Annotated in this window: 18 protein-coding genes; 5 read left to right on the forward strand and 13 right to left on the reverse strand. The window is 72.2% G+C overall.

Going from position 1 to position 23853, the window contains the following annotated elements; genetic code table 11:
• Positions 1-8: 8 nt before the first annotated feature.
• From ACIA5G_RS12545 to ACIA5G_RS12555, 3 genes are read left to right on the forward strand one after another with little or no spacing between them, the layout of a single operon-like run.
• Positions 9-1154, forward strand: coding sequence for an acyl-CoA dehydrogenase family protein (locus tag ACIA5G_RS12545; protein ID WP_395922809.1), 1146 nt, complete (start codon positions 9-11; stop codon positions 1152-1154).
• Positions 1151-1921 (forward strand): SDR family oxidoreductase, encoded by a 771-nt coding sequence (locus ACIA5G_RS12550; RefSeq protein ID WP_395922810.1) that lies wholly within the window; start codon positions 1151-1153, stop codon positions 1919-1921. Before ACIA5G_RS12545 ends, ACIA5G_RS12550 begins: the two co-directional genes overlap by 4 nt.
• 8 nt (positions 1922-1929) lie before the next feature.
• On the forward strand, positions 1930-3081 hold the full coding sequence (locus tag ACIA5G_RS12555; RefSeq protein WP_395922811.1) for an acetyl-CoA C-acetyltransferase: 1152 nt from the start codon (positions 1930-1932) through the stop codon (positions 3079-3081).
• Here ACIA5G_RS12555 and fgd read toward each other — a convergent pair whose 3' ends face one another.
• The 8 genes from fgd to ACIA5G_RS12595 all read right to left on the reverse strand — a co-directional run bounded on the left by fgd (position 3082) and on the right by ACIA5G_RS12595 (position 10352).
• Positions 3082-4086 (reverse strand): glucose-6-phosphate dehydrogenase (coenzyme-F420), encoded by a 1005-nt coding sequence (fgd, locus tag ACIA5G_RS12560; protein ID WP_395922812.1) that lies wholly within the window; start codon positions 4084-4086, stop codon positions 3082-3084.
• Positions 4087-4088: 2 nt separating this feature from the next.
• A complete protein-coding gene (locus tag ACIA5G_RS12565) occupies positions 4089-5144 on the reverse strand; it encodes an NAD(P)H-dependent flavin oxidoreductase (RefSeq protein WP_395922813.1) in 1056 nt (351 codons plus the stop codon).
• The gene (locus ACIA5G_RS12570; protein ID WP_395922814.1) at positions 5141-5872 is read right to left on the reverse strand and encodes a CoA-transferase subunit beta; all 732 of its coding nucleotides are present in this window, start codon (positions 5870-5872) and stop codon (positions 5141-5143) included. The genes ACIA5G_RS12565 and ACIA5G_RS12570 overlap by 4 nt, the downstream gene beginning before the upstream one ends.
• Entirely contained in the window at positions 5869-6732 is an 864-nt protein-coding gene (locus tag ACIA5G_RS12575) for a CoA transferase subunit A (RefSeq protein ID WP_395922815.1), read from the reverse strand. The genes ACIA5G_RS12570 and ACIA5G_RS12575 overlap by 4 nt, the downstream gene beginning before the upstream one ends.
• Positions 6722-7462 (reverse strand): enoyl-CoA hydratase family protein, encoded by a 741-nt coding sequence (locus ACIA5G_RS12580; RefSeq protein WP_395922816.1) that lies wholly within the window; start codon positions 7460-7462, stop codon positions 6722-6724. Before ACIA5G_RS12580 ends, ACIA5G_RS12575 begins: the two co-directional genes overlap by 11 nt.
• Positions 7462-8340 (reverse strand): SDR family oxidoreductase, encoded by an 879-nt coding sequence (locus ACIA5G_RS12585; protein ID WP_395922817.1) that lies wholly within the window; start codon positions 8338-8340, stop codon positions 7462-7464. Before ACIA5G_RS12585 ends, ACIA5G_RS12580 begins: the two co-directional genes overlap by 1 nt.
• On the reverse strand, positions 8337-9110 hold the full coding sequence (locus ACIA5G_RS12590; RefSeq protein WP_395922818.1) for an SDR family oxidoreductase: 774 nt from the start codon (positions 9108-9110) through the stop codon (positions 8337-8339). The genes ACIA5G_RS12585 and ACIA5G_RS12590 overlap by 4 nt, the downstream gene beginning before the upstream one ends.
• 78 nt (positions 9111-9188) lie before the next feature.
• A complete protein-coding gene (locus ACIA5G_RS12595; protein ID WP_395922820.1) occupies positions 9189-10352 on the reverse strand; it encodes a helix-turn-helix domain-containing protein in 1164 nt (387 codons plus the stop codon).
• Between the two features lie 81 nt (positions 10353-10433).
• Between ACIA5G_RS12595 and ACIA5G_RS12600 the strand changes: the two genes are divergently transcribed.
• Together ACIA5G_RS12600 and ACIA5G_RS12605 are read left to right on the forward strand one after the other, a co-directional pair.
• Positions 10434-11099, forward strand: coding sequence for a TetR/AcrR family transcriptional regulator (locus ACIA5G_RS12600; RefSeq protein ID WP_395922821.1), 666 nt, complete (start codon positions 10434-10436; stop codon positions 11097-11099).
• A 159-nt stretch (positions 11100-11258) separates the two neighbouring features.
• Positions 11259-11903 (forward strand): cutinase family protein, encoded by a 645-nt coding sequence (locus tag ACIA5G_RS12605; RefSeq protein WP_395922822.1) that lies wholly within the window; start codon positions 11259-11261, stop codon positions 11901-11903.
• A 65-nt stretch (positions 11904-11968) separates the two neighbouring features.
• Here ACIA5G_RS12605 and ACIA5G_RS12610 read toward each other — a convergent pair whose 3' ends face one another.
• From ACIA5G_RS12610 to ACIA5G_RS12630, 5 genes are read right to left on the reverse strand one after another with little or no spacing between them, the layout of a single operon-like run.
• Complete coding sequence (locus tag ACIA5G_RS12610; RefSeq protein ID WP_395922823.1) at positions 11969-13183, reverse strand: lipase family protein; 1215 nt, start codon at positions 13181-13183, stop codon at positions 11969-11971.
• Between the two features lie 28 nt (positions 13184-13211).
• Complete coding sequence (locus tag ACIA5G_RS12615; RefSeq protein WP_395923512.1) at positions 13212-14162, reverse strand: alpha/beta hydrolase; 951 nt, start codon at positions 14160-14162, stop codon at positions 13212-13214.
• Between the two features lie 29 nt (positions 14163-14191).
• A complete protein-coding gene (locus ACIA5G_RS12620; RefSeq protein WP_395922824.1) occupies positions 14192-15769 on the reverse strand; it encodes an acyl-CoA carboxylase subunit beta in 1578 nt (525 codons plus the stop codon).
• Positions 15769-22044 carry an SDR family NAD(P)-dependent oxidoreductase gene (locus ACIA5G_RS12625; protein WP_395922826.1) on the reverse strand — a complete coding sequence of 2092 codons (6276 nt, stop codon included), beginning with the start codon at positions 22042-22044 and terminating at the stop codon, positions 15769-15771. The genes ACIA5G_RS12620 and ACIA5G_RS12625 overlap by 1 nt, the downstream gene beginning before the upstream one ends.
• The gene (locus ACIA5G_RS12630; protein ID WP_395922829.1) at positions 22041-23765 is read right to left on the reverse strand and encodes a fatty acyl-AMP ligase; all 1725 of its coding nucleotides are present in this window, start codon (positions 23763-23765) and stop codon (positions 22041-22043) included. Before ACIA5G_RS12630 ends, ACIA5G_RS12625 begins: the two co-directional genes overlap by 4 nt.
• Positions 23766-23853: the final 88 nt, after the last annotated feature.

Genomic DNA, 23853 nt, shown 5'->3' on the forward strand with positions numbered 1-23853 from the left:
AGGCGTGTGTGGAACCGACGCGATTCCGCCGCGAGGTCGCGGGCTGGCTCGCGGACAACCTGACCGGCGAGTTCGCGCGGCTGCGCGGCCTGGGCGGCCCGGGCCGCGAGCACGAGGCGTTCGACCTGCGCCTGGCCTGGGAACGGCACCTGGCCGCGGCGGGCTGGACGTGTGTCGGCTGGCCTCGCGAGTTCGGCGGCCGTGAGCTGTCCCTCGACGAGCAGGTCGCCTTCCACGAGGAGTACGCGGCTTCAGGCGCTCCCGCGCGGGTCAACCACATCGGTGAGCAGCTGCTGGGCCCGACGCTCATCGCGTTCGGCACCCCTGAGCAGCGGAAACGGTTCCTGCCGCGCATCGTCGCCGTCGAAGAGCTGTGGTGCCAGGGTTACTCCGAGCCCGGCGCGGGCTCCGACCTCGCCGCCGTCTCGACGTCGGCCGTGCTGCGTGACGGCGAGTGGGTGGTCAACGGCCAGAAGATCTGGACGTCGCTGGCTCACGTGGCCGACTGGTGCTTCGTCGTGGCCAGGACCGAACCCGGGTCACCGCGTCACCACGGCCTGTCCTACCTGCTGGTGCCGTTGCGCCAGGACGGCGTCACGGTGCGGCCGATCCGGCAGCTGACCGGCACGTCCGAGTTCAACGAAGTGTTCTTCGACGACGCCCGCACGCCGGCCGGAATGGTGGTCGGCGAGCCCGGCGACGGCTGGCGGATCGCGATGGCCACCCTCGGCTTCGAACGCGGTGTCTCGACACTCGGCCAGCAGATCGGCTTCCGCCGCGAGCTCGACGACATCGTCGCCGAGGCGAAGCGGACCGGCGCCTACGACGACCCGCTGCTGCGCACCGACCTCACCCGCGCCCGGATCGGCCTGCGGGTGCTGCGCGCACACGCGCTGCGGACGTTGGGAACCGCGGCCGGACCGGAGGTCGCCGTCGGCAAGCTGCTGTGGGCGCAGTGGCACCGCGGGCTCGGCGAGCTGGCGGTGCGTGCTCGCGGGGCGCGGTCACTCGTCTCCGCGGGGGCCGAGCTGGACGACGCGCAGCTGCTTTACCTGTTCACCCGCGCCGACACCATCTACGGCGGCTCGGACGAAATCGAACGCAACATCATCGCCGAGCGGGTGCTCGGCCTGCCCAGGGAGGCGCGACCGTGATCCCCCAGTACCCACCCGGCCACGAGCTGCTGTCCGGCAAGGTCGTGGTGGTGACCGCGGCGGCCGGCACCGGGATCGGCTCGGCGGTGGCTCGCCGGTGTCTCGAAGAAGGCGCGAGCGTCGTCATCAGCGACTGGCACGAGCGGCGCCTCGGCGAAAAAGCGGCCGAACTGGCCGAGCTCGGCAAGGTGCACGCGCTCCCCTGCGACGTCACGGCCGAGGACCAGGTCCAGGCACTCATCGACGGCGCGGTCGACCACTTCGGACGCCTCGACGTCATGGTCAACAACGCCGGGCTGGGCGGCACGAAGTCCGTGCTCGACATGACCGACGACGAGTGGTCCCGCGTTCTGGACATCACGCTCACCGGGACGTTCCGGTGCACGCGTGCGGCGTTGCGGCAGTTCGTCGCCCAGGGCGGCGGCGGGGCGATCGTCAACAACGCGTCGGTGATCGGCTGGCGGGCCCAGGCCGGCCAGGCGCACTACGCCGCCGCGAAAGCCGGCGTGATGGCGTTGACCCGCTGCTCCGCGCTCGACGCCGCCGAACACGGCATCCGCGTCAACGCCGTCGCGCCCAGCCTCGCCATGCATCCCTTCCTCGCCAAGGTGACCAGCGACGAACTGCTGGAAGACCTGACCAAGCGGGAAGCGTTCGGCCGCGCCGCCGAGCCGTGGGAGGTCGCCAACGTCATGGTCTTCCTCGCCAGCGACTACGCGAGTTACCTCACCGGCGAAGTCGTCTCCGTCAGCAGCCAGCACCCCTAGGAGCCCCCGTGCCCGAAGCCTTCCTCCTCGACGCGGTCCGCACGCCCGTGGGGCGCCGCGGCGGCGCGCTGTCCGGGTGGCACTCCGCCGACCTGGGCGCGCACGTCATCCAGGCGGTCGTCGAGCGGGCCGGCGTCGACCCGGACCTCGTGGACGACGTCATCCTCGGCTGCACCGACACCCTCGGCCCGCAGTCGGGCAACCTCGCGCGCACCGCGTGGCTGGCGGCCGGGCTGCCGGACCACGTGCCCGGGGTGACGATCGACCGGCAGTGCGGGTCGAGCCAGCAGGCCGTGCACTTCGCCGCGCAGGCGGTCATGTCGGGGACGCAGGACCTGGTGCTGGCCGGCGGGGTGCAGAACATGAGCCGCATCCCGATCAGCGCGGCGATGCTCGCCGGGCGCGAGTACGGCTTCGACGACCCGTTCTCCGGGTCGAAGGGCTGGCAGGAGCGCTACGGCAGTGTCGAGGTTTCGCAGTTCCGCAGCGCCGACATGATCGCCGCGCACTGGGACATCAGCCGCGCGGCCATGGAGGAGTACGCCTTCCAAAGTCACCAGCGCGCGCTCGACGCCATCGATTCCGGCCGGTTCGACGCGGAGATCGTCCCGGTCGACGACTTCCGGCACGACGAGGGGCCGCGCCGGGACACGTCGCTGGAGCGGATGCGCGGCCTGAAGCCGCTGTCACCGGAATCACGGCTGACGGCGGCGGTGGCCAGCCAGATCTCCGACGGCGCGAGTGCGGCCCTGCTGGCGTCCGCGTCGTTCGTCGAGGAGCACGGCCTGACCCCGCGCGCCCGCATCCACCACCTGTCGGTCCGCGCGGCGGACCCGGTGTGGATGCTGACCGGCCCGATCCCGGCGACGTCCCACGCGCTCCGGAAAGCCGGGCTCACGATCGAGGACATCGACCTGTTCGAGGTCAACGAGGCGTTCGCGAGCGTGGTGCTGGCGTGGCTGGACGAAACGGGCGCGGACCCCGCACGGGTGAACGTCAACGGCGGCGGCATCGCCCTCGGTCACCCCATCGGGGCGACCGGGACGAAGCTCCTCGCCACGCTGCTGCACGAACTGGAACGACGAGGTGGGCGCTACGGCCTGCAGACGATGTGCGAAGGCGGAGGCACCGCCAACGTCACCATCATCGAACGGCTCTGATCAGCCCAAGGCGCGCAGCTTCGGCAGCACGTCCTCCGAGAACTGACTCAAGAAGCGCTCCTGGTCGTGACCCGGGCCGTGGAACACGAGGTGGTTGAGCCCCGCGTCCAGGTACGGCTTGATCTGGGCCACGGCCTCGTCCGGGTCGGACGCCACGATCCAGCGCTTGGCGACCTGGTCGATCGGCAGCTCGTCGGCCAGCCGCTCCATCTCGTCGGCCGAGGTGACGCTGTGCTTCTGCTCCGCCGACAGCGACAGCGGCGCCCAGAACCGCGTGTTCTCCAACGCCTTCTCGGGGTCCCGGTCGTAGGAGAGCTTGATCTCGATGGTCCGGTCGATGTCCTCGACGGTCTTCTCGGCCGCCGCGGCGCCCTCGACCACCGCGGGCATCAGCTTCTCCGTGTAGAGATCCATGCCCTTGCCGGACGTGCAGATGAACCCGTCCCCCGCGCGGCCCGCGTACTTGGCCACCACCGGGCCGCCCGCGGCGATGTACACCGGCACCGGCTGCTCCGGCCGGTCGTAGATGCGCGCGTCGACCAGCTTGTAGTACTCACCGTCGAAGTTCACGTTGTCGCTGGTCCACAGCTCGCGGATCAGCTTGATCGACTCGCGCAGCCGGGCGAAGCGCTCCTTGAACTCCGGCCACTCGCGCCCGGAGACGGCGATCTCGTTCAGCGCCTCGCCGGACCCCACGCCGAGGATCACCCGGCCGCCCGAGAGCAGCGACATCGTCGCGAACGCCTGCGCGATCACGGCCGGGTTGTAGCGGAACGTCGGGGTCAGCACGCTCGTGCCGATCTGCACCCGCTTGGTGCGCTCGGCGACCGCCGGCATCCAGGCCAGCGCCCACGGTGCGTGGCCGCCTTCGTGCCGCCAGGGCAGGAAGTGGTCGGACACCCAGACCGAGTCGAGGCCGACCTCTTCGGCACGCACGGCGTACTCGACCAGGTCCCGCGGCCCGAACTGCTCCGCCGACGCCTTGTAACCGACCTTGAGCGCCACGCTCATCCTCCCGTTTCCCGGCCGAGACGCCGCAGGATCTCACCCGCCTCGGCCACCGTGCCCTCGACGATCTCGCCCACGGTGGGCAGGTCGTGGATCATGCCCACCACCTGTCCCGACGCTAGCACTCCCGCGTCCGTCCGGCCTTCGACCAGCCCGGCGCGCAACAGCATGGGGGTGTTGGCCGCCATGACCAGCTGGCTCCAGGTCAGATCGTTGCCGTGCTTCATCGCGAAGCCTTCTCGCACCATCGCAACCGGCGACAGTCCGGTGATATTCCGGAAGCGGAGCGCGTTTCGCGCGGCCTGGGCGAGACTCCGGAGGCGACCGGTCTGCTCGAGCTTCTCGACCAGGTCGGTGCGCAGGACCCGGTGCGGCAGGCCGTCGACGCGCCGGGTGACGACCGTCCCGGTGAGACCCTGCTCGAGGTAGACGCGCTTGACGTCGTCGGGGACCGTGCTCTCCTTGCTCAGCAGGAAGCGGGTGCCCATCGCCACGCCGGCCGCGCCGTAGGCCAGCGCCGCCGCGAGGCCGCGCCCGTCGAAGAAGCCGCCCGCGGCGACCACCGGGATGTCGACGGCGTCCAGCACCGACGGCAGCAGCAGTGTGGTCGCCACTCCCCCGGTGTGCCCGCCGCCTTCGCCGCCTTGGACGATGACGGCGTCCGCGCCCCAGCCCGCGACCTTCTCGGCGTGCCGGGCGGCGCCGACCGACGGGATCACGACGATCCCGTGGTCCCGCAGCTTCGTGATCATCTCCTTCCGGGGCGCGAGCGCGAACGAAGCCACCTTCACGTTTTCGCGGATCAGCAGGTCGACCCGGTCGCCGGCGTCGGTCGCGTCGGCCCGCAGGTTCACCCCGAACGGCTCCCCGGTCCGCTTCTTGACCTCGGCGATCGCCGCTTCCAGCTCGGGGTAGGTCATCGTCGCCGACGCCAGGATGCCGAGCGCGCCCGCCTCCGCGGTCGCCGACACCAGCCGCGGGCCGGCGACCCAGCCCATCCCGGTCTGCACCACCGGGTGCGCGACGCCGACGAGCCGGGTCAACGCCGTCTTCACGCGGGGACTTCCTTGTCGCGCCGGCTCTTCGGGTCCAGGACCTCGCGGATCAGCCGCAGCTCCTCGTCCGTGGGTTCGCGGGTGGTGGCCACGTCCGAGAAGTCGAGCTCGAACGCAGTTGCCGCGATGACCTCCTCGCGGGTGACGCCGGGGTGCAGCGACACCGCCCGCATCGAGTGGTCCGGGGTGTCGAAACCGAACACACCGAGGTTCGTGACGACCCGGTGCACGTCGTGGTACTTCTCGGCGGACGGCCCCGCCTTCGCCGCGTTGTCGTAGCCCACGCCCGAAACGACGTCCACGGTGTCGACGAAGATCCGGGTGCTGTGCCGCGGCACCCAGTAGCTGGTGCGGTGGTTGACCGTGTTGCCCGGCGCGCCGCGCACCCCCAGCAGCTGCTTCTTCGGCCGGGCGTGGTCGCCGATCGCGGAGATGTTCTGGTTGCCGTAACGGTCGACCTGGTTGGCGCCCATCACGACGTGCCGCCGTCCGTGCGGGACGATCGTGTCGAGCATCTTCCGGAACGGCTGCCAGCCTTCGACTTCGCCGTCCGGGGTGACCAGGTACGCCTCGCCGTCGGACATGAGCAAGTCCGGTTCGAACGTCAGCCGCGCGAGCTTCGCGCCCAGCTGCGGGACCAGGCCCATCGGGCTGGCGACGATCTCGCCGTCACCGCGGAACAGCTCGGCCACCGCCACCACGGCGATCTCGGCCCGGGTCGCACTCATGCCGCCTCCGCCTCGAACTTGTCCACTTCGGACAGATAACGCGTCTCGTCGCCGGAGAGGAACCGGTCCGCGAAGCCGCCCCAGGCGTCGAGGTCCTTGGCACACGTGGCGTAGTGCCGCTGGAACTTCTCGTCCCGGCCGTAGTCCGGCACCGCCGTGGTGAAGTGCGCACCGCGCGGCGCCTCGACGACGGCGTCGACCGCGCCCCGGTTGAGCAGCAGCGACTGCACCGGCCCGCCGGCCGTCAGCTCCGCCGTCTCGACCACTTTTTCGACCGAAACGAACCGCTTCGAAGCCGCCAGGCAGAACAGGTCGTCGAAGTACGGGTCCGGACCGAGGTACTGGGCGTTGCCGCGCTCGTCGGCGCGGTTGAGGTGCACCAGCGCGACGTCGAGGTGCTGCGCCGGCACCGCGACCAGCTCCTCGCCGTCGCCATACGGTGAGCGCACGGTGCGCAGGTCCGGGTTGGCGCGCATCACCTCCGAGCCGAGCCCGGCCCGCATCGGCAGGAACGGAAGCCGTTGCGCCGCCGCGGAAAGCGCGGCGCCGAACATGCCCTCGTCGTACTCGGTGACGCTGATCGCGCCGGTCTCGCGGGCGCGGCCGAACCACGGGTCGTACGGGATCGAGTCGAGCGTGACGAACCCGAACACGACCCGTGAGACCTTGCCCGCCGCGCACAGCAGGCCGACGTCGGGGCCGCCGTAGGACACGACGGTCAGGTCCTTCACGGACGTGCGGAGGATCGCGCGCACCAGCGCCATCGGCTTGCGGCGGGAGCCCCAGCCGCCGATGCCGACGGTCATGCCGTCCTCCAGCTCGGCCGCCACCTCGTCGGCGGTCGTGCGCTTATCGGCCATTCAAGAACTCCTCGCGGGCTTCGTCGGACGCGCCGAGCAGGTTGAGCTCGAAGGTGAAGCCCTGCTCGAACCGGTAACTGCGGTGCACCTGCTGGGTGTCGATGCCGTTCAGGGCCTCCTTCGCCGCCCGGATGACCCGCGGGTCCTTCTTCGCGATGTCCCGGGCGATGGCCAGCGCGGCGTCGTCGAGCTCGGCGCGCGGCACGACCTGGTAGACGGAGCCGTGCGCGTGCAGCTCGGCGGCGGTGATCGTCCGCGCGGTGAAGTAGAGGGTGCGCATCAGGTGCTGGGGCACCAGCCGTGCCAGGTGGGTCGCCGCGCCGAGGGCGCCGCGCTCCACCTCGGGGACGCCGAACGTGGCGTCGTCGGAGGCGATGACGACGTCCGCGTTGCCGACCAGGCCGATGCCGCCGCCCAGGCAGAAGCCGTGCACCGCCGCGACCACCGGCACCGCGCAGTCGTAGACCGCGCCGAACGCCGCGTGGCAGCCGCGGTTCGCGCCGACCAGCGCGTCGTACCCGGTGCTGCGCTGGATCTCCTTGATGTCGACGCCGGCGTTGAAGCCCCGGCCTTCCGCGCGGAGCACGACGACGTGGACGTCGGAGTCCCCGCCGGCCTTCTTCAGTGCGTCGGCGAGGTCGAACCAGCCCTGTACGGGCAGCGCGTTCACCGGCGGGAAGTCGACGGTGATCACCTCGACGTGGCCGTCGCGCTTGGTCAGGATGCCCATCAGCTCGCTCCGTAGACGGGTTCGGGCTCGGGCGCGCGCTCGAGCAGGTCCTTCACCACCGGGCCGAGTTCGGCCGGCTCCCACCGGTCGCCCTTGTCCACGACCGGGCCGTGCCGCCACGCCTGCGCGAGCGACACCTTCCCGCCCTCGACCTCGAACACCCGGCCGGTCACCTGCGAGGACTCCTCACTGCCCAGCCAGACCACCAGCGGCGAGACGTTCTCCGGCGCCATCGTGTCGAACCCTTCGTCCGGACGCGCCATCGACGCGAAGACGGCCTCGGTCATCCGGGTCCGCGCGGCCGGCGCGATCGCGTTCACCGTCACCCCGTAGCGCGCCAGCTCGGCCGCCGCCACGACGGTCAGTCCGGCGATCCCGGCCTTCGCCGCCGAATAGTTGCCCTGGCCGACGCTGCCCAGCAACCCGGCACCCGAACTCGTGTTGATCACCCGGGCGCTCGGCATCCGCCCGGCCTTCGCCTCCGCCCGCCAGTGGTCCGCGGCGTGCCGCAAGGGCGCGAAGTGACCTTTGAGGTGCACGCGAACGACGGCGTCCCACTCGTCCTCGGCGAGGTTGACCAGCATCCGGTCCCGGACGAACCCGGCGTTGTTGACCAGCACGTCCAGGCGGCCGAAGTGCGCCAGCGCCGTCCCGACGAGTTCGCTCGCCCCGGCCCAGTCGGCGATGTCGGCGGTGTTCGCCACCGCCCGCCCGCCCAGCGCCTCGATCTCGGCGACGACATCGGCGGTCGCGTCCTCGTCCACGTCGTTCACCACCACCGGCGCGCCCTCGGCCGCGAAGGCGAGCGCATGCGCCCGTCCGATGCCGCGGCCGGCGCCGGTCACGACGACCACGCGGTCCTGGCACAACCCGCTCACGAATCCTCCCGATGGTTGACGTCGGCCGCGGCGAGGAACGCCGGGACCTCACCGCCGCCGTGCACGCGCAGGGTCGCGCCGGAGACGTAGGAAGCGAGGCCGGAGGCGAGGAACGCGGCACACGCGCCGACCTCCCCGGGCTCGGCGAGGCGGCCCAGCGGCACCGTCTTGCCGACCGCCTCGATCGCGGCTTCGCTGCCGTAGTGCAGGTGGGCCTGCTCGGTGCGCACCATGCCGACGTCGAGCGCGTTGACCCGCACCTTGGGCGCCCACTCGACGGCGAGGCTGGCGGTGAGGTTGTCGAGCCCGGCCTTCGCGGCGCCGTAGGCCGCGGTTCCCGGCGACGCGCGTGTCCCGCTGACACTGGAGATCATCACGATCGAGCCGCCGGTGTCCTGGCGCTGCATGACGGCGTTGGCCCGCTGGGCGACGAGCAGCGGCGCGAGCAGGTTGAGCTGCACGATCTTCTCGTGCAGCCGCGGCGACGCCTCCGCGGCCGGAGCGTAGGGGGCGCCGCCGGCGTTGTTGACCACCACGTCGAGGCGGCCGTGGCGCTCGACGATCCCGTCGATCAGGGCGGTGACCTGCGTTTCGTCGCGGACGTCGCACGGCACGAATTCGGCCTGGGCCGGCACCTCGGGCTCGTGCCGCGCGCAGGTGACGACGTGGGCGCCGTGGGCGAGGAACACCTCGCTGATGCCCTTGCCCACACCGCGGACGCCGCCGGTGACCAGCACCACGGCGCCGGCCAGGCCCAGATCGGTCTTCACACCTTCAAAACTAGAACATGTTCTCGATCGGGACAAGCGTGGTGGTCATCGGCCGGGTCGGATGAACGAGAACTCGTTTCAGCGCGACTGGGCGGTGCGCAGCCCCGACGCCCGCAGCGCGGTCTGCATGGCGAACCGCGCGTCCGGGTCCTCGAGACGCGCGCCGAAGGCCTGTTTCAGCTGCCGCACGCGGTACCGGACCGTCTGCGGGTGGACGGACAGGTCCACCGCGATCTTCTCGGAGTTGCCGCCGTTCTGCAGCCAGGACAACAGGGTCTCGCCCAGCCGGCGGCGCGTGCGGTCCGGGAACTGCGTGAGCGGGGCGAGCTCACGCCGGGCGACCTGGTCGGTGAGGTGCTCGTCCAGCAGCAGCCACAGCGTGGTCAGGTGCTCCGCGCACCAGGTGACGGGCACGTCCGGCAACGCGCCGTCCGCCGCCAGCCGCAGCGCGGCCCGGGCCCAGCGCAGGGAATGCGCCGCGGCGCCCGGTTCCGTCGGCGGGCCGACCGCGACACGCGTGCCGAGCCGGGAGACGCAAAGGGCGTCCACCGGGGCCGGCAGCAGCAGGTACGGGTGCTGCGCATCAACGTCGGCGAGCACGTCGGGTCCCCACGAGACGTCGCTCGGCTCCTCGACGGCCACGGCCACCACCTCGGGCGGCACCGGCCAGCCGGCCGCGGCCGCGAGCTCGGTGAGCAGCTCGTCCGGGACGGTGCCGGGTCCGGTGACGAGCCGCAGCAGGCGTCGTCGCAGGCCGGCCTGGGTGCCGTCGAGCGCCTCCCGGTGCCCGCGGATGGACATCCGGGCGAGCTCGTCGGCGTACCCGAAGAGCATTTCGGCCAGCCGCGCCATGGTCGCCGACGAGAGCTGGTGGCGCCGGCCCAGCCGCATGATCCAGTGCCAGCCCACGCGGGTGCCGACGCGGTAGGCCGCCTGGAGGTCGTCGAGGGTGCGGCCTTCGTGCGCCTCGCCGGCGCCGAGCCGGCGGCACGTCTCGTACAGCTCGTCCCGTGGCGCCATCGGATCCTGGACCAGGTCCACGAAGAGCGCGACGGCGCACTCGACGCCGTGGCGGGTCACGCGGCCGTAGGAGCCCGGCCGGGCGTAGACCGGGACCGCCCGCCACACCTCCGTGACGATCCCGTCGACCAGGGCGGGCAGGGCCGGGCGCATGAGCGCGGCCAGTTCCGCCCGCCGAAGCCCGTCTTCACCCGCGACCGGGACCCGCTGCCGAGCATTCACCAGGTTCCTCCACCGGGACGAAGGGAGCCGGACCAAGCTTTACCGGACAGTAAAGCAGCGGGTTCCGTACAGTACACCGCCATGAGCCGGCGGAGTTTCCCTGATCGATCCAGCACTCGCCGCAGCCCGGCCGCCCGCCCGACCGACGACGAACTGCTCGACGCCGCCCGGGCCGTGTTCGCCGAGCGCGGGTACGCGATGGCCACCATGGGGCTGATCGCCGAGCGCGCCGACTCCACCAAACCGACGCTGTACGCGCATTTCGGCGACAAGGCGGCCCTTTTCCGCGCCACCGTGACCCGGGAGGTCGCCGCGCTGCAGAAGTGGGTGCTCACCGCCTACGAAACGACGAGCTCACGCCCGCTGCAAGAACGGGTCCGGCTCGCGGTGATGGCCATGTTCAGCTACGCCGGCGCCCACCCGGACAGCTTCCGGATGCTGTTCGACTCGGCCGTCGACGAGATGTCGAACGAGCGCCGCGCGCTGGCCGACACGATCACCACGGAGGTGGTCACCCGGGTCCGGGAGTACCTGCTCGCGCACGGCCGGACCCCCGGCGCCGGCGCGGACCTCCTGGGGGCGATGATGGTCGGCCTGGTCGGCCGGGCCGCGATGCACGTCTCCCACTCCCCCGGCGTCGACCCCATCGCCGCGGGCGAACTGGCGACCGGGTTCGTCATGGCCGCGCTGCGCGGCCTCGACCCCGCGCTGCTGGACCACGTTGAGCGTCCACATCGGACTGATTAGCACCGATCGGACAATTTCCGGGGCGAACCGGAACACCCTCTTGCCCTCGGTCGGCAAACGCTGCGACGCTGCCTTTACCCGCAAGTAAAGCGCGCGCGTCCCCGGTTCCGGAAAACGCTTGCGGCAAATCCGGTTCCCCGCCCCCAGAGGTGTGATCCCATGAGTACCCGTATGCTTTCCGCCGCCGTGGCCGGCCTCGCCGTCCTCGGCCTCACCGTCGTCGCCGCCCCGGCGGCGTCGGCCGCGCCCTGCACCGACATCGACGTGCCGGTGGCTCGCGGCACCTTCGAGCCCGGCACGCTGGGCCTCATCGTCGGCGACCCCGTTTACCAAGCGGTGCAGAACCAGCTGCGGCCGCGGTCGCTGAGCAGCTACCGGGTGAACTACCCGGCCGACCTGGGCCAGCCCGCGTCGGTGCAGAAGGGCAACACCGACCTCGTCAACCACGTGACGGCGCAGGCCGCGGCCTGCCCGCAGCAGCGGTTCGTGCTGGTCGGCTACTCCCAGGGCGCCAACGTCGTCGACAACTCGATCGGCATCAGCAGCGCGGGCTCGCCCGTCGGCGGCCCGGTCGTCGCGACCATCCCGGCGGAGCTGGCCCCGCGGATCGCGGCGATCCTGTTGTTCGGCAACCCGATCCGCTCGATCGGCCGCGAGGTCACCGGCCCGTACCAGAGCCGCACCAAGGACTACTGCGCCGGTGGCGACCCGGTGTGCCAGGCCGGCGGTGGCAACGTCCTGGCCCACCTGAGCTACGGCGCCGACGCCGCCGACGCGGCCGCCTTCGCCGCCGGCAAGGTCTGATCCGACGTCCGTGACTGGCCCATCGAGGGACGCTGAGCCCCTCGATGGGCCAGTCACGGCTTTGCTCAGCAGTTGGACGGCGCCGCGTCTCCCTTGAACCGCTTGACGATCCACTGGTGCGCATCGGCGTTGCCGGCGAGGATCCCGGTCGCGTGGTCGGAGAGGTAGGTCTGCCACTGCTCCCGCACCCCGGCCGCGCAGTACGCCCGGTGCAGCGTCTCCGCCTGCGGGGTGTTGACGATCTCGTCGGTGCCCGCGTGGTACTGGAACACCGGCACCCGTGGCGGGTTCGCGCCCAGCTTGTTCTGCGCCAGCCGCGCCTGCCACTGCGGGGTGCTCAGCGGGTTCGACGTCGTGTAGTCGCTGATCTTCTTGAACGAATAGTTCAGCAGCAGCTCGGCGACGCAGGCGTTCTTCTTCGCGTCGCCCAGCTGCTGACGGCCGGTGTCGTTGAGGAACGAATCCAGCTTCAGGTCCGGGTAAGCGGCATCCAGCCCCAGCGCGGCGAAGGCCAGGAAGCCGAACCCGATGTACCCGTCGAGGCCCTTGGCGACCTCGGTCAGGTCAGCCGGGACGCCGCCCGCGACCACACCGACGACGTTCAGCTCGGGTGCGTAGGTGGGCTGCTTCTCGCCGGCCCACATCGATCCGCCGCCGCCCTGCGAGTAGCCCTGGAAGATCACCTTCGCGGTCTTGGCCAGCTTCGCGGACGGGAGGTTCTGCGCCGCCCGCACCGAGTCGATCACGGCCGGGCCCATGGACTGGCCGGTGATGTACGTCGGCACCGTCGTCGGCGAATAACCCTCGTAGTCGGTCACCGCGACCGCGTACCCGCTGGACAGCGAGTCGTTGATCGCGGGCTGGTCGTAGAGCGTGCCACGCTCCATCGCCTTCGACGCCGTGCACTTGAACGCCGGGCCCTGCGTGCCGACGGCGTAACCGACGATCGGCGCGGTGGCCGGGTCCTTGCCCTTCGGCACCAGGATCGTCCCGGTCACCGCGTCCGGACGGCCCTGCGCGTTGGTGGACAGGTACATGACCTGCCAGGCGTCGGCGTTGGCCGCGTTCATCAGCGGCACCGACGGGCGCCAGCGGAGCACGTCGCCCGGTTTCCCGGCCGGCAGCGGGGACGGCGGGGTGTAGAAGGAGTCGTCGAACGGTCCGGGCAGGATCGGGGCGGCCGCCGCGCCGGCGGGCGGGCTCGCGGCCACAACTCCCAGCGCAGCCAGGGAAACGCCCAGCAGCGCCGACACCAAGCGTCGCAAAGGGACAGACTTCACCACAACCTCCATCGGGAAGGGGTTCCGCTCAGGCCGGGAGGCCGAGCGCGCCGGCGAGCACCGGCCACGAGTTGTGCAGGGCCCGCTGCCAGTACGGCCAGCTGTGCGTGCCCGGGCCGTAGTAGTCGACGGTCGCCGGGATGCCCGCCTGCCGCAGCTTGTCGGTGAAACTCTGCGACGACAGCAGCGCCGACGGCTCCAGCACGTCGGACTGCCCGGGCGGGTCGAGCGGCCCGGTCTGCCCGTTGCCGCAGGAGATGTAGAGCGCCATGCCGCGCAGGTCCTGGACGTGGTCGTACGGGTTGTGCGCGGACCAGATCGGCTGCATCCCGAAGGAGTCGCCCCAGAGGTTCAGGTAGTTGAAGATCCCGGCGCGGGCCAGGATGCCGACGATCCAGACCGGGATCCCCGGGTAGAGCGTGTTCGGCACCCCGCTGTAGGACGCCGCCGCGGCGAACATCCCCTTGTGCTGGAACGCGTACGCGAACGCGCCGTACCCGCCGATCGACAGCCCGGCGATCGCCCGGCGGGTGCCGCCGTGGTACCCCCGTTCGACGATCTGGCGCACCTCCGCGGTGTGGAACGTGTCCCAGTCGGGTTTGCTCGACAGCCCGAAGTTCCACCACTTCGTGTACATCCCGGCCGGGCCGTCCGTCGGCATCACGACCAGCGCGTCCTTGGTGGCGGTGAACGCCTTCACGTCGGTGAACTGGTCCCACGAGCGGTAGTCGACCGGCTCGCAGCAGCCGTGCAGCAGGAACAGCACCGGCCACGTCCGCGTGGGCTGCGCGGCCCAGCCCGTCGGCACGATCAGCCGGACCATCCCGGTGGTGCCGAGGGCGGGCGAGTCGATCTTCAGGTCGACGGTCCGGGAGTCGAGCCAGGTCTCCTGGACGACCTTCGCGCCGTCGTCGGCCACGGCGGGGCTCGCCTGGGCGGCGGTGACACCACTGGCGAGCAGGACGACGACGGCCAGCATCATCAGGGTGGCTCTCATCGAAGTCTCCTTCACAGGGGGATGTTTCCGTGCTTCTTGGCCGGCAGGGTCTGCCGTTTGGTGCGCAACGTCCGCAGCGCGCGGGCCACCAGCAGCCGCGTCTGCGACGGCGTGACGACCTGGTCGACGTAGCCGCGTTCGGCGGCCAGGTAGGGGCCGCCGTGGCGCTTGCGGTACTCCTCGGTGAGCCGGCGGTGGGCGGCGTCCCGCCGCTCCGGCGGCAGCTCGGCCAGCTCCCGCCGGTAGAGCACCTGCACCGCGCCTTCCGCGCCCATCACCGCGATCTCCGCGGTCGGCCAGGCCATGGTGACGTCGGCGCCGAGGTGCTTGGAGCCCATCACCGCGTAACCGCCGCCGTAGGCCTTGCGCACGACCACGGTCACCTTCGGCACCGTCGCCTCGGAGTAGGCGTAGATCAGCTTCGCGCCGCGGCGGATGATCCCGCCGCGTTCCTGGTCGGTGCCCGGCAGGTAGCCGGGGACGTCGGCGAGGGTGAGCAGCGGGATGTTGAAGGCGTCGCAGAAGCGCACGAACCGGGCGGCCTTTTCGGACGCGTTGATGTCGATCACGCCCGCCTGGTGCCGCGGCTGGTTCGCCACCACCCCGACCGTGCGGCCCTCGACCCGGCCGAACGCGCAGATCATGTTGGGCGCGAAGGCGCTGTGCACCTCGGTGTACTCGCCGTCGTCGACCAGCGCGGCGATCAGCTCGGCCATGTTGTAGGTCTGGTTCGGCGAGTCGGGCACCAAGCGGTCGAGCTCGAGGTCGGCCGGGGTGAGGACGGGGCTGGTGTCGTCGGCGTACTCGGGGCCGGTGTCGAGGTTGTTCGAGGGAAGGTAGGCGAGCAGGGTCTGCACCCACTCGATCGCGTCCTGCTCGTCGGCGGCCCGGTGGTGGGCGTTGCCGGCGACCTCGCTCTGGACCGCCGCGCCGCCGAGCTCCTGCGCGGTGACCCGCTCGCCGGTGACGGCGTGCACGACGTCGGGGCCGGTGACGAACATGTGCGAGGTCTCGTCGACCATCACGGTGAAGTCGGTGATCGCCGGCGCGTAGACCGCGCCGCCGGCACACGGGCCCATGATCATCGAAATCTGCGGGATGACGCCGGAAGCGTGCGCGTTGCGGCGGCCGAGCTCGGCGTAGTACGCCAGCGAGACGACGCCTTCCTGGATGCGCGCGCCGCCGGAGTCGTTGATCCCGACCACCGGGCAGCCGATGCTCATGGCCAGGTCCATCACCTTCAGGACCTTCTCGCCGGAGACCTCCCCCATGCTGCCGCCGAAAACGCTGAAGTCCTGCGAGAACACGCAGACCTGGCGTCCGTCGACGGTGCCGTGGCCGGTGACGACACCGTCGCCCCACGGCCGGTTGGCGTCCATCCCGAACTCGGCGCACCGGTGCCGAGCGAACTGGTCGAGCTCGACGAACGAGCCGGCGTCCAGCAGCAGCCCGATCCGCTCGCGCGCGGTCAGCTTGCCCTTGGCGTGCTGCCGGTCGACCGCCCGCTTCTCGGCGATCCGCACGACTTCGTCCTGCCGGGCGGCGAGGTCGGCGATCCGGAACGCCGTGGTCGGCGTGAGGTCGTCCATCAGCGCACCACCGCTTCGCATCTGCTCGTGAGCGCCGCCGCCAGCGCCGCCACGTGCGGCGGGTCGATCATCGAGACGTGGTCACCGGGCACCCGGACCACCTCGAGGTCGCCGCAGTGTTCGCCCCAGCCGAGGGTGTCGTCCGTGCGCAGGTACCGCGGGTCGAGCGCGGTGGTCAGCGGGTGCGGGTCCTGGGCCCGCAGCAGCAGCACACGCCCGTCGTAGCGGGCCGGGGCGTAGCGTTCGGCGACCCGCGCGTCCATATAGGACTCGTACTGGTGCTTCAGGACCCCTTGGCCCAGGTCCGGCACCTGCTCGGCCAGCCGGTCCATGACCCAGCGGATCTGGGCGTCCTCGTCCAGCCGCACGAGCTCGTCCCGCGGGACCTCGAAGGGCACGCCGTAGGTCCGTGAGACGTGCTCGGCGAACCGGTCGAAGCGGTCCAGCAGCAGCTCCCCCACCGGTTTGCCGGGCGCGGGCAGCGGCAGGATCGTGTCGATCAGGACCACCAGCTCGACCGGCTCCCCCGCGGCCGTGAGCTCCCGCGCCGTCTCGTAGGCCAGGCAGCCGCCGAACGACCAGCCGCCCAGCCGGTACGGGCCGTGGGGCTGGATCTCGCGGATCAGCTCGGTGTAACACGCCGCCTTGCCCTCGACAGTGTCCTCGTCGTCGATCCGTTCGAACCCGTACACCGGCCGGTCTTCCGGGAGCAGCCGGACGAGTTCGCGGTACACGCTCGTCGGCCCGCCGGCCGGGTGGAACAGGAACAGCGGCTCGGTGACGCCGTCACGCAGCAGCCGCACCGGGCCGCCGCCGTGACCTTCGAGCTCGGCCCGCAGCAGGTCGGCCAGCGCCGCGACCGTCGGGGTGGCGAACAGCCGGTCCACGGCCGGGACCGCGCCGAGCTGCTCGGCGAACACCGCGCGCAGCCGCTGCGCGCGTCCGGCATCACCGCCCACTTCGAAGAAGTTGTCGTGCACACCCGGTTCCGGGCCGCCCAGCTCGGCCTGCCAGTGGCGGGCGACCCAGCGTTCGGCGGGGTCACGCGGCCCGGCCCCGACCGGCGCCGCCGTGCTCGCGGGCCCGAAACCGGCCTGCTCGGCGAGGTGGTCGGCAAGCTCGGCCAGGCTCGCCCCGCGCAGGAGCAGCGGGATCGGCAGTGGCAGACCGAAGTCGCGTTCGACCGCGCCGCGGGCGCGCATCGCCGACAGCGAGTCGAGGCCGAGCCGGGTCAGCGGCACGTGCCGGTCGACCTCGGCGTAACCCAGCAGTCCCGCGACGAGCCCGGCCAGGTGGTCGGCCAGCGCGGCCCGGGCGGCCTCCGGTGACCCGGCCCGCAGCGGTTCCAGTCCGTCCCAAGTGGACGGTTCGGACCGCGGCGCGAAGATCGTGAAGAACGGCCGCTCGGCCAGCCGCGGGAACAGCTCCAGCACCGTTTCGGCGTTCACCCGGGCGACGCCGGTCGCCGCGCGGTCGCGCGCCAGGACGGCGTCGAGGGCCGACAGCGCTTCCTCGGTGCCGAGCGGCTCGAGCACCGGGTTGCGCGACCCGGCCGCGGCACCGATCTCACCCCACGCGCCCCACCCGATCGTCGCGGCCGGGAGTCCCTGGGCCCGGCGCCAGGTGACCAGTGCGTCGGTCCACGCGTTCGCGGTGGCGTACGCAGCCTGGCCTGGCGATCCGAAGAGCGCGGCGGCCGAGGAGTAGACCAGCCACCAGTCGAGGTGATGCCCGGCGGTCGCCTCGTGCAGCCGCCAGGCACCGAGCGCCTTCGGCCGCCAGACGTTGTCGAGCGCGTCCGCGTCCAGGGTGATCGCCGCGCCGTCGGCCAGCACGCCGGCCGCGTGCAGCACCCCGCGCAGGGGCATGCCCCCTTCGACGGCCGCCGCGACGAGCGCCTCGGCCGTGCCGGGCTCGGCGACGTCGCCGGGCACCACCCGGACGTCGACGCCCAGCTCGTCGAGCCCCGGGTCGGTGGTGCGACGGCTGTTGAGCACCAGTCGCGTGGCGCCGCGTTCGGCCAGCCATTTCGCCGCGGCCAGGCCGAGTCCGCCGAGCCCACCGGTGATGACGTAGGCGCCGTCGCGGACCGGGTTGCGCACCGCGTCGCCGAGCTCGGGGCGGGTCAGGCGCCGGGTGTGCCGGATGCCTTCACGCCAGGCGACTTCGTCGTCCGGGCCGTCCGCGCTGACCTCGTCGCGCAGCTGGGCGAACCACAGCCTGGCGGGGTCCGGTTCGGCGTCGAAGTCGATCTGGCTCACCCGGAGTTCGGGGTGTTCGAAGGCGAGCACACGCACGAATCCGCGCAGTGCCGCGAGGTCGGGATCACCGCGCTCGCCGGGTTCGACGCTCTGCGCGCCCGCGGTGACCAGCCACAACCGAGGGGGCGCCGGGAGGTCCGCCAGTTCGGCGACCAGCCCGGACAGCGTCTCGACGAGCTTTGCGGCGCGTCCCGGATCCGGCTTGGTCGCTCCGCCCAACAGGGCGACCACCGCGGTCGTTTCCTTCTCGCGCACCAGCTTCGCGAGCGTCTCCCGGTCGACGTCTTCTTCACCCAGCACGATCCAGCTCGGTGGCTGGTCCGACGCGGCGGGCACCTCGGCCGGCTGCCAGGTCGCTTCGAACAGCAGCCGGGCGAGGGCCGCGTCCCGGAACCGGCGGCAGTAGACGTCCCGGAACTCCACCAGAACGGCGTTGCCCGCGTCGACCAGCTGGACGCTGCCGAGCAGGCCGTCACCGGACGGGTCGACCGACCCGAGGACGGCGTCCACCCGCACGCCCTTCCGCGGATCGCCGGCGACAATCACTTCACCCACGGTGAGCGGCAGGTAGAGGGCGTCCGCTTCGCCGACGGCTGCGGCCAGCGCGTGCAGGCAGGCGTCGGCGAGCGCGGGGTGCAGGGTGTACGCGGGATGGTCCGCTTCGGGCAGCGCGATCAACGCCGAGGCGCGGCCCTCCCCGGCGACGACCCGGCGGAGGCCGCGGAAGGCCGGGCCGTAGGACTGGCCCAGGCCGGCCAGCACCCGGTAGAGGTCCACCGGCGCTCCGGTGACCTCCCCGAACGGGGCCGACGGCGTGCCGCCGGACCCGAGCCGCGCGGTGGCGTGCCGGACCCACTCGCCCTGGGCGGACTTGGCGTGCACGCTCAGTTCGGTGCCGGTGAGGCCGGCCGTCACCTCGGTGTGCTCGGCCAGCGGCAGGACTTCCCGCAGTTCGAGGTCGCGGACGTGCCCGCCGGAGCCGGCGGCGAGCGCCAGTTCGAGGAAGCCGGTGGCCGGGAAGACGGGGGTGTCCTGGACGGTGTGGTCGGCCAGCCAGGGCAGCACCGCGGTGCCGACGTCGGCGTGCCAAAGGTGGGTCTTCCCACCCGGCTGTTCGATGTGGACGCCGAGCAGCGGATGGCCGCCCCGGCGGGTGCTCGGTCGCGGCCAGAACCGTTCGTGGCGCCAGACCGGCCCGGGCAGCTCGACCGGTGGTGTCTGCGGACGGGCCTTGAGCACGTCGTGGCCGTGCACGTGCAGGTGGGCGAGGCTGGTGAGAAACGCGGCCCGCTCGTCGATCTTCCGGCCGGCCGAAGGCAGCGCACGTTCGCCGGTGGTCTGTTCGATCGCGGCGAGGGCCACGGGGTGCGGGGAGACTTCGACATACGCGGTGTGCCCGTCGTCCGCGGCGGCTTCGAGGGCCTGGCTGAACCGCACCGGACGGCGCAGGTTCGCCGCCCAGTACTCGACGTCGAAGGCGGGTGTCTCGCGAGGATCGTCGAGAACGGTGCTGTAACAGGGAATCTCGGATTTCCCTGCGGTCAGGCCGCCGAGTGCCTCGCGGAACCGCTCGAGCACCGCGTCGACGGCGGCGGAGTGCCCCGCCCCGCCGACCGGCAGCCGGCGGGCCAGTCTGCCGAGGTTTTCGGCGTGTGCGACCAGCGCGTCGACCTGGTCGGCGGCGCCGCTGACCGTGCACTGGGTGGGCGAGGCGTACACCGCGACGGTGACGTCGGGGAACTTCGCCAGCTCAGCGGGCGACAGCTCCACGACGGCCATCGCACCGTCACCACGCTGGTCGAGTTCGGCGAGCAGCCGGGCCCGGGTGGCCATGACGCGCAGGCCATCGGTGACGTCGAGCGCCCCGGCGACGACGGCTGCGGCGACCTCGCCCATGGAGTGCCCGAGCACGGCGGCGGGCGTTACGCCGTGGGCGCGCCAAAGTGCGGCGAGTGCGAGTTGCATGCCGAACAGGGCGAGCTGGATTGCGGCCAGGTCGGTTCGTTCTTGCTCGAGAAGGTCGCGCAGGGACGACCCGGTTTCGGCGCGGAAGGCGGGGTCGAGCGCCTCGACTTCGGCGCGGAAGGCGGGTTCGGACCGCAGCAGGGCGCGGCCCATGCCGTCCCATTGGGAGCCGTAGCCGGAGAAGACGAACACGATGCCGGGATGGGGGATCGCGGAGCTTCCGCCGCCTGGCTCGGCGACCGAAGGCCGACCCGCGGCCGCAACCCGGGTGTCGCCGACCATGCCGCTTCCGGCCGCCAGCTCCCGCAGCGCCTCAATCACGTCACCTCGGCTCTCGGCGACCACCGCCCCACGCACCGGCAAGTGCTCGCGCCGGTGAGCCAGCGTCGAAGCAACCGCACCCAGCGGCGCCTCCTCACCCTCCAGCCAATCCGCCAGCTCCCCCGCCCGCGCCCGCACCACCTCCGCAGACCGGGCCGACAGAGCGAACACCTCCGGCCCGTCCAGATCCGCCCCGCGCAACGGGAACGACGCGGCCGGCCACTCCTCCAGCACCACGTGCGCGTTCGTCCCGCCGAAGCCGAACGCCGACACCCCGGCCCGCGCCGTGCCCGAATAGCGTGGCCACGAGGCCGCCGACGCCACCACCCGCAGCCACGTGAAGTCGATGTGCGGGTTCGGCGAACGGAAGTGCAGGCTCGGCGGCACCCGCCGGTTCAGCATCGCCAGCACCACCTTGATCAGCCCCGCCATCCCGGCCGCACCTTCGAGGTGGCCGAGGTTGCTCTTGACCGAACCGAGCAAGAGCGGACGCGAAGGGTCGCGGCCGGCGCCGAGCACCGTCACGAGCGCACCCGCTTCCAGGGGGTCACCCAGCGGCGTGCCCGTTCCGTGGGCCTCGACGTAGTCCACGGAGGACGGATCGACACCCGCCGCCGCATAGGCGTCGCGCAGCAGGCCGGCCTGGGCTTCCGGGTTGGGCGCCGTCAGGCCGTTGGACCGGCCGTCGGAGTTCACCGCGCTGCCGCGGATCACCGCCAGCACCCGGTCGCCGGCCCGCCGTGCCGCGCGCAGCGGCTTGAGCACGACAACGCCGCACCCCTCGCCGCGCGCGATGCCGTCGGCGCCGGCGTCGAACGGCTTGCAGTGGCCGTCGGCGGCGAGCACGCCGGCGCGGTGGAAGCCGGCCGTGATGCCCGGCGACAGCAGCACGTTCACCCCGGCGGCGAGCGCGATCTCGCTCTCGCCGAGGCGCAGGCTCTGCACCGCCTGGTGCACCGCGACCAGCGAAGACGAGCACGCGGTGTCGAGGGTGAGGCTCGGCCCGCGCAGGTCGAGCAGGTACGAGAGCCGGTTGGCGGTGATGCTCGCCGCCGCGCCCGTGCCGGACCAGACGTCGACCCCCGGGACGTCGGTCATCGTCAGCGAGCCGTACTCGGTCGCCGACAGCCCGACGAACACCCCGGTCCGGCTGCCGCGCAGGCTCGACGGCGGGATCCCGGCGTGCTCCAGCGCCGCCCAAGCCACCTCGAGGACGATCCGCTGCTGCGGGTCCATCACCTCCGCTTCCCGCGGGGTGATGCCGAAGAACGCCGCGTCGAACCCGGCGACGTCACCGAGGAAACCCCCGCGCGGCGGCAGGCCGGCGAGGTCCTCGGCGGGCGCGAACGTCTCCCAGCGCCCTTCGGGGACGTCGCCGATGCCGTCACCGCCGGCGTCGAGGAACCGCCAGAAAGCGGACGGCGACTCGATCCCGCCCGGCAGGCGGCAGCCGAGGCCGACGATCGCGATCGGCTCGTCGGCCGCACGTTCCCCGATCGGAGCCGAAACCGGCGTGGAATCCACAGTGGACAAATGAGCGGCGAGCGCGTTGATCGTCGGGTACTGCCAGACCAGCGTCACCGGCAGCGCACGGCCGAGAACCTCGCCGAGGTCGGCCGCAAGCGTTGTGGCGTCCCTGGAGGACAGCCCCGTCTCGCTCAACGGACGGTCAGGGTCGACCTCGCCGACGCGGGTGGTGAGCCAGGCGCGGATCCCGTCGGCGTTCATCCGAGCCGCCGCGTGGTCAGCGAACCGTCCAGATAGGACGCCCGGCACCGGGCCCGGCTGATCTTGCCGCTCGACGTGCGGGGCACTTCACCGGGAGCCAGGAAGACGACGTCGTGCAGCCGCAGGCCGTGGCCCGCCGACACCGCCGCCCGAAGCGCGGCCGCAGCCGCGGTGACATCGGCGTCGCTGTCCTTCGCGCGTTCCAGCACGGCGACCGCGGCTTCCCCGCCGTCACCGTCGATCGCGAACACCCCGGCCGAGTGGAGCCGGACCGCGGGATGCTCCTCGATGGTCTGCTCGACGTCCTGCGGGTAGTGGTTGCGGCCGTCGACGACCACCAGGTCCTTCAGCCGCCCGGTGACGAACAGCTCGCCGTCGAACAGCACCCCGAGGTCGCCGGTCGCCAGCCAGCCCGACCCGGTGTCCGGGTCGAGCGGCGGCAGGTCGAAGGTGGCGGCCGACGCTTCGGGCCGTCCCCAGTAACCGCGGCCGACGTTCGGGCCGCTGACCCGGATCTCGCCGACCGCACCGGGACCGACCGGCGAGCCGGTGCCGGGGTCCACGATCCGGACGCGCTGGCCGACCGGGTGGCCGCACGACACGAGCGCCGAGCCGGAAGCGGCGGGCTCGGCGAACCCGGCGGCGAGCCGGTCCCGGTCGAACGTGACCTGCCGGGGCGGTTTCCCCGCGTCGGTGACGGAGACGAACACCGTGGCCTCGGCCAGGCCGTAGGACGACCGGTGCACCTCCGGCCGCAGCCCGCACCCGGCGAAGGCGTCCTGGAACTTCGCGATCGTCGACGGCAGCACCGGCTCGCTGCCGTTGATGAGCGAGACGACCCGGCTCAGTTCCAGGTAGCTCTTTTCGGCCTCGGTGACGCGGGAAGCGCTGTAGGCGTAGGCGAAGTTGGGGGCCGCGCTGATCGCGCCCGGGCTGGCCGAGAGCGCACGCAGCCACCGCGCGGGCCGCTCGAGGAACGCCATCGGGTCCAGCAGGACCGACGCCATCCCGCCGGCCATCGGCGCGCCGATGCCGAGGATCAGGCCCATGTCGTGGAACAGCGGCAGCCAGCTGACCGTCGAGGTGGTCCGCGATTCGGCGCCGTAGGCGGTGCACGCCTGACGCGCGTTGGCGAGCACGTTGCGGTGCGTCAGCACCACTCCGGCGGGCGAGCGCGTTGATCCCGACGTGTACTGCAGGTAGGCCGGGGCGTCGGGGTCCGGCCGCGGCCAGTCTCGCGGAGCGACCGGAGCGAGCGTGTCGACGGCGACGACGTCCGGACCCTCGACAAACGCGTGCACGGCGTCGAAGTCGTCGGTCGTGGTCAGCACGACCCGCGGGGTGCAGTCGGCGAGCGCCGCGGACAGCCGGCCCGCGTGGCCCGGCAGGCCGGGTGCGAACAGCGGCACGGCGACGAGCCCGGCCCGGATCGCGCCGAGGAACGCGACGACGTAGTCGGCGGACTGCGCGGCCAGCACGGCCGCACGCTCCCCCGGACCGGCGATTTCGCTCAACCGGGCGGCCACCGCGTCGACACGCTCGTCGAGCTCGCGCCAGGTGAGCGTGATCGCCCGGCCGTCCGCGGTGGTGCGGTGGTCCAGGTGGGTCACGGCGACCTCGTCACCGAGGACACGTGCCCAGCGGCCCAGCAGCGTCGAGAACGACTCGCCGTCGCGGTCCGTTTCTCCCGTGACGGGAAGCGGCTCGGAAATGGTATCCATGGTCCCTCGCAGATAGCGTTTACCGGCGCAGTGAATAGCTGTTCCCCGGAGGTTGTCAATCGAGCGATCCCATTTGCTCATCGGGAAA

This window comes from Amycolatopsis sp. NPDC051758, from assembly GCF_044453095.1.
Classification (GTDB): domain Bacteria; phylum Actinomycetota; class Actinomycetes; order Mycobacteriales; family Pseudonocardiaceae; genus Amycolatopsis.

Excerpts from the sequence above, each read along its gene's own strand:
- ACIA5G_RS12570 (WP_395922814.1), bottom strand. The coding sequence starts at position 5,872 with ATGAGTGCGACCCGGGCCGAGATCGCCGTGGTGGCGGTGGCCGAGCTG.
- ACIA5G_RS12575 (WP_395922815.1), bottom strand. The coding sequence starts at position 6,732 with ATGGCCGATAAGCGCACGACCGCCGACGAGGTGGCGGCCGAGCTGGAG.
- ACIA5G_RS12580 (WP_395922816.1), bottom strand. The coding sequence starts at position 7,462 with ATGGGCATCCTGACCAAGCGCGACGGCCACGTCGAGGTGATCACCGTC.
- ACIA5G_RS12600 (WP_395922821.1), top strand. The coding sequence starts at position 10,434 with ATGAGCCGGCGGAGTTTCCCTGATCGATCCAGCACTCGCCGCAGCCCG.
- ACIA5G_RS12605 (WP_395922822.1), top strand. The coding sequence starts at position 11,259 with ATGAGTACCCGTATGCTTTCCGCCGCCGTGGCCGGCCTCGCCGTCCTC.
- ACIA5G_RS12615 (WP_395923512.1), bottom strand. The coding sequence starts at position 14,162 with ATGCTGGCCGTCGTCGTCCTGCTCGCCAGTGGTGTCACCGCCGCCCAG.
- ACIA5G_RS12620 (WP_395922824.1), bottom strand. The coding sequence starts at position 15,769 with ATGGACGACCTCACGCCGACCACGGCGTTCCGGATCGCCGACCTCGCC.
- ACIA5G_RS12625 (WP_395922826.1), bottom strand. The coding sequence starts at position 22,044 with ATGAACGCCGACGGGATCCGCGCCTGGCTCACCACCCGCGTCGGCGAG.
- ACIA5G_RS12630 (WP_395922829.1), bottom strand. The coding sequence starts at position 23,765 with ATGGATACCATTTCCGAGCCGCTTCCCGTCACGGGAGAAACGGACCGC.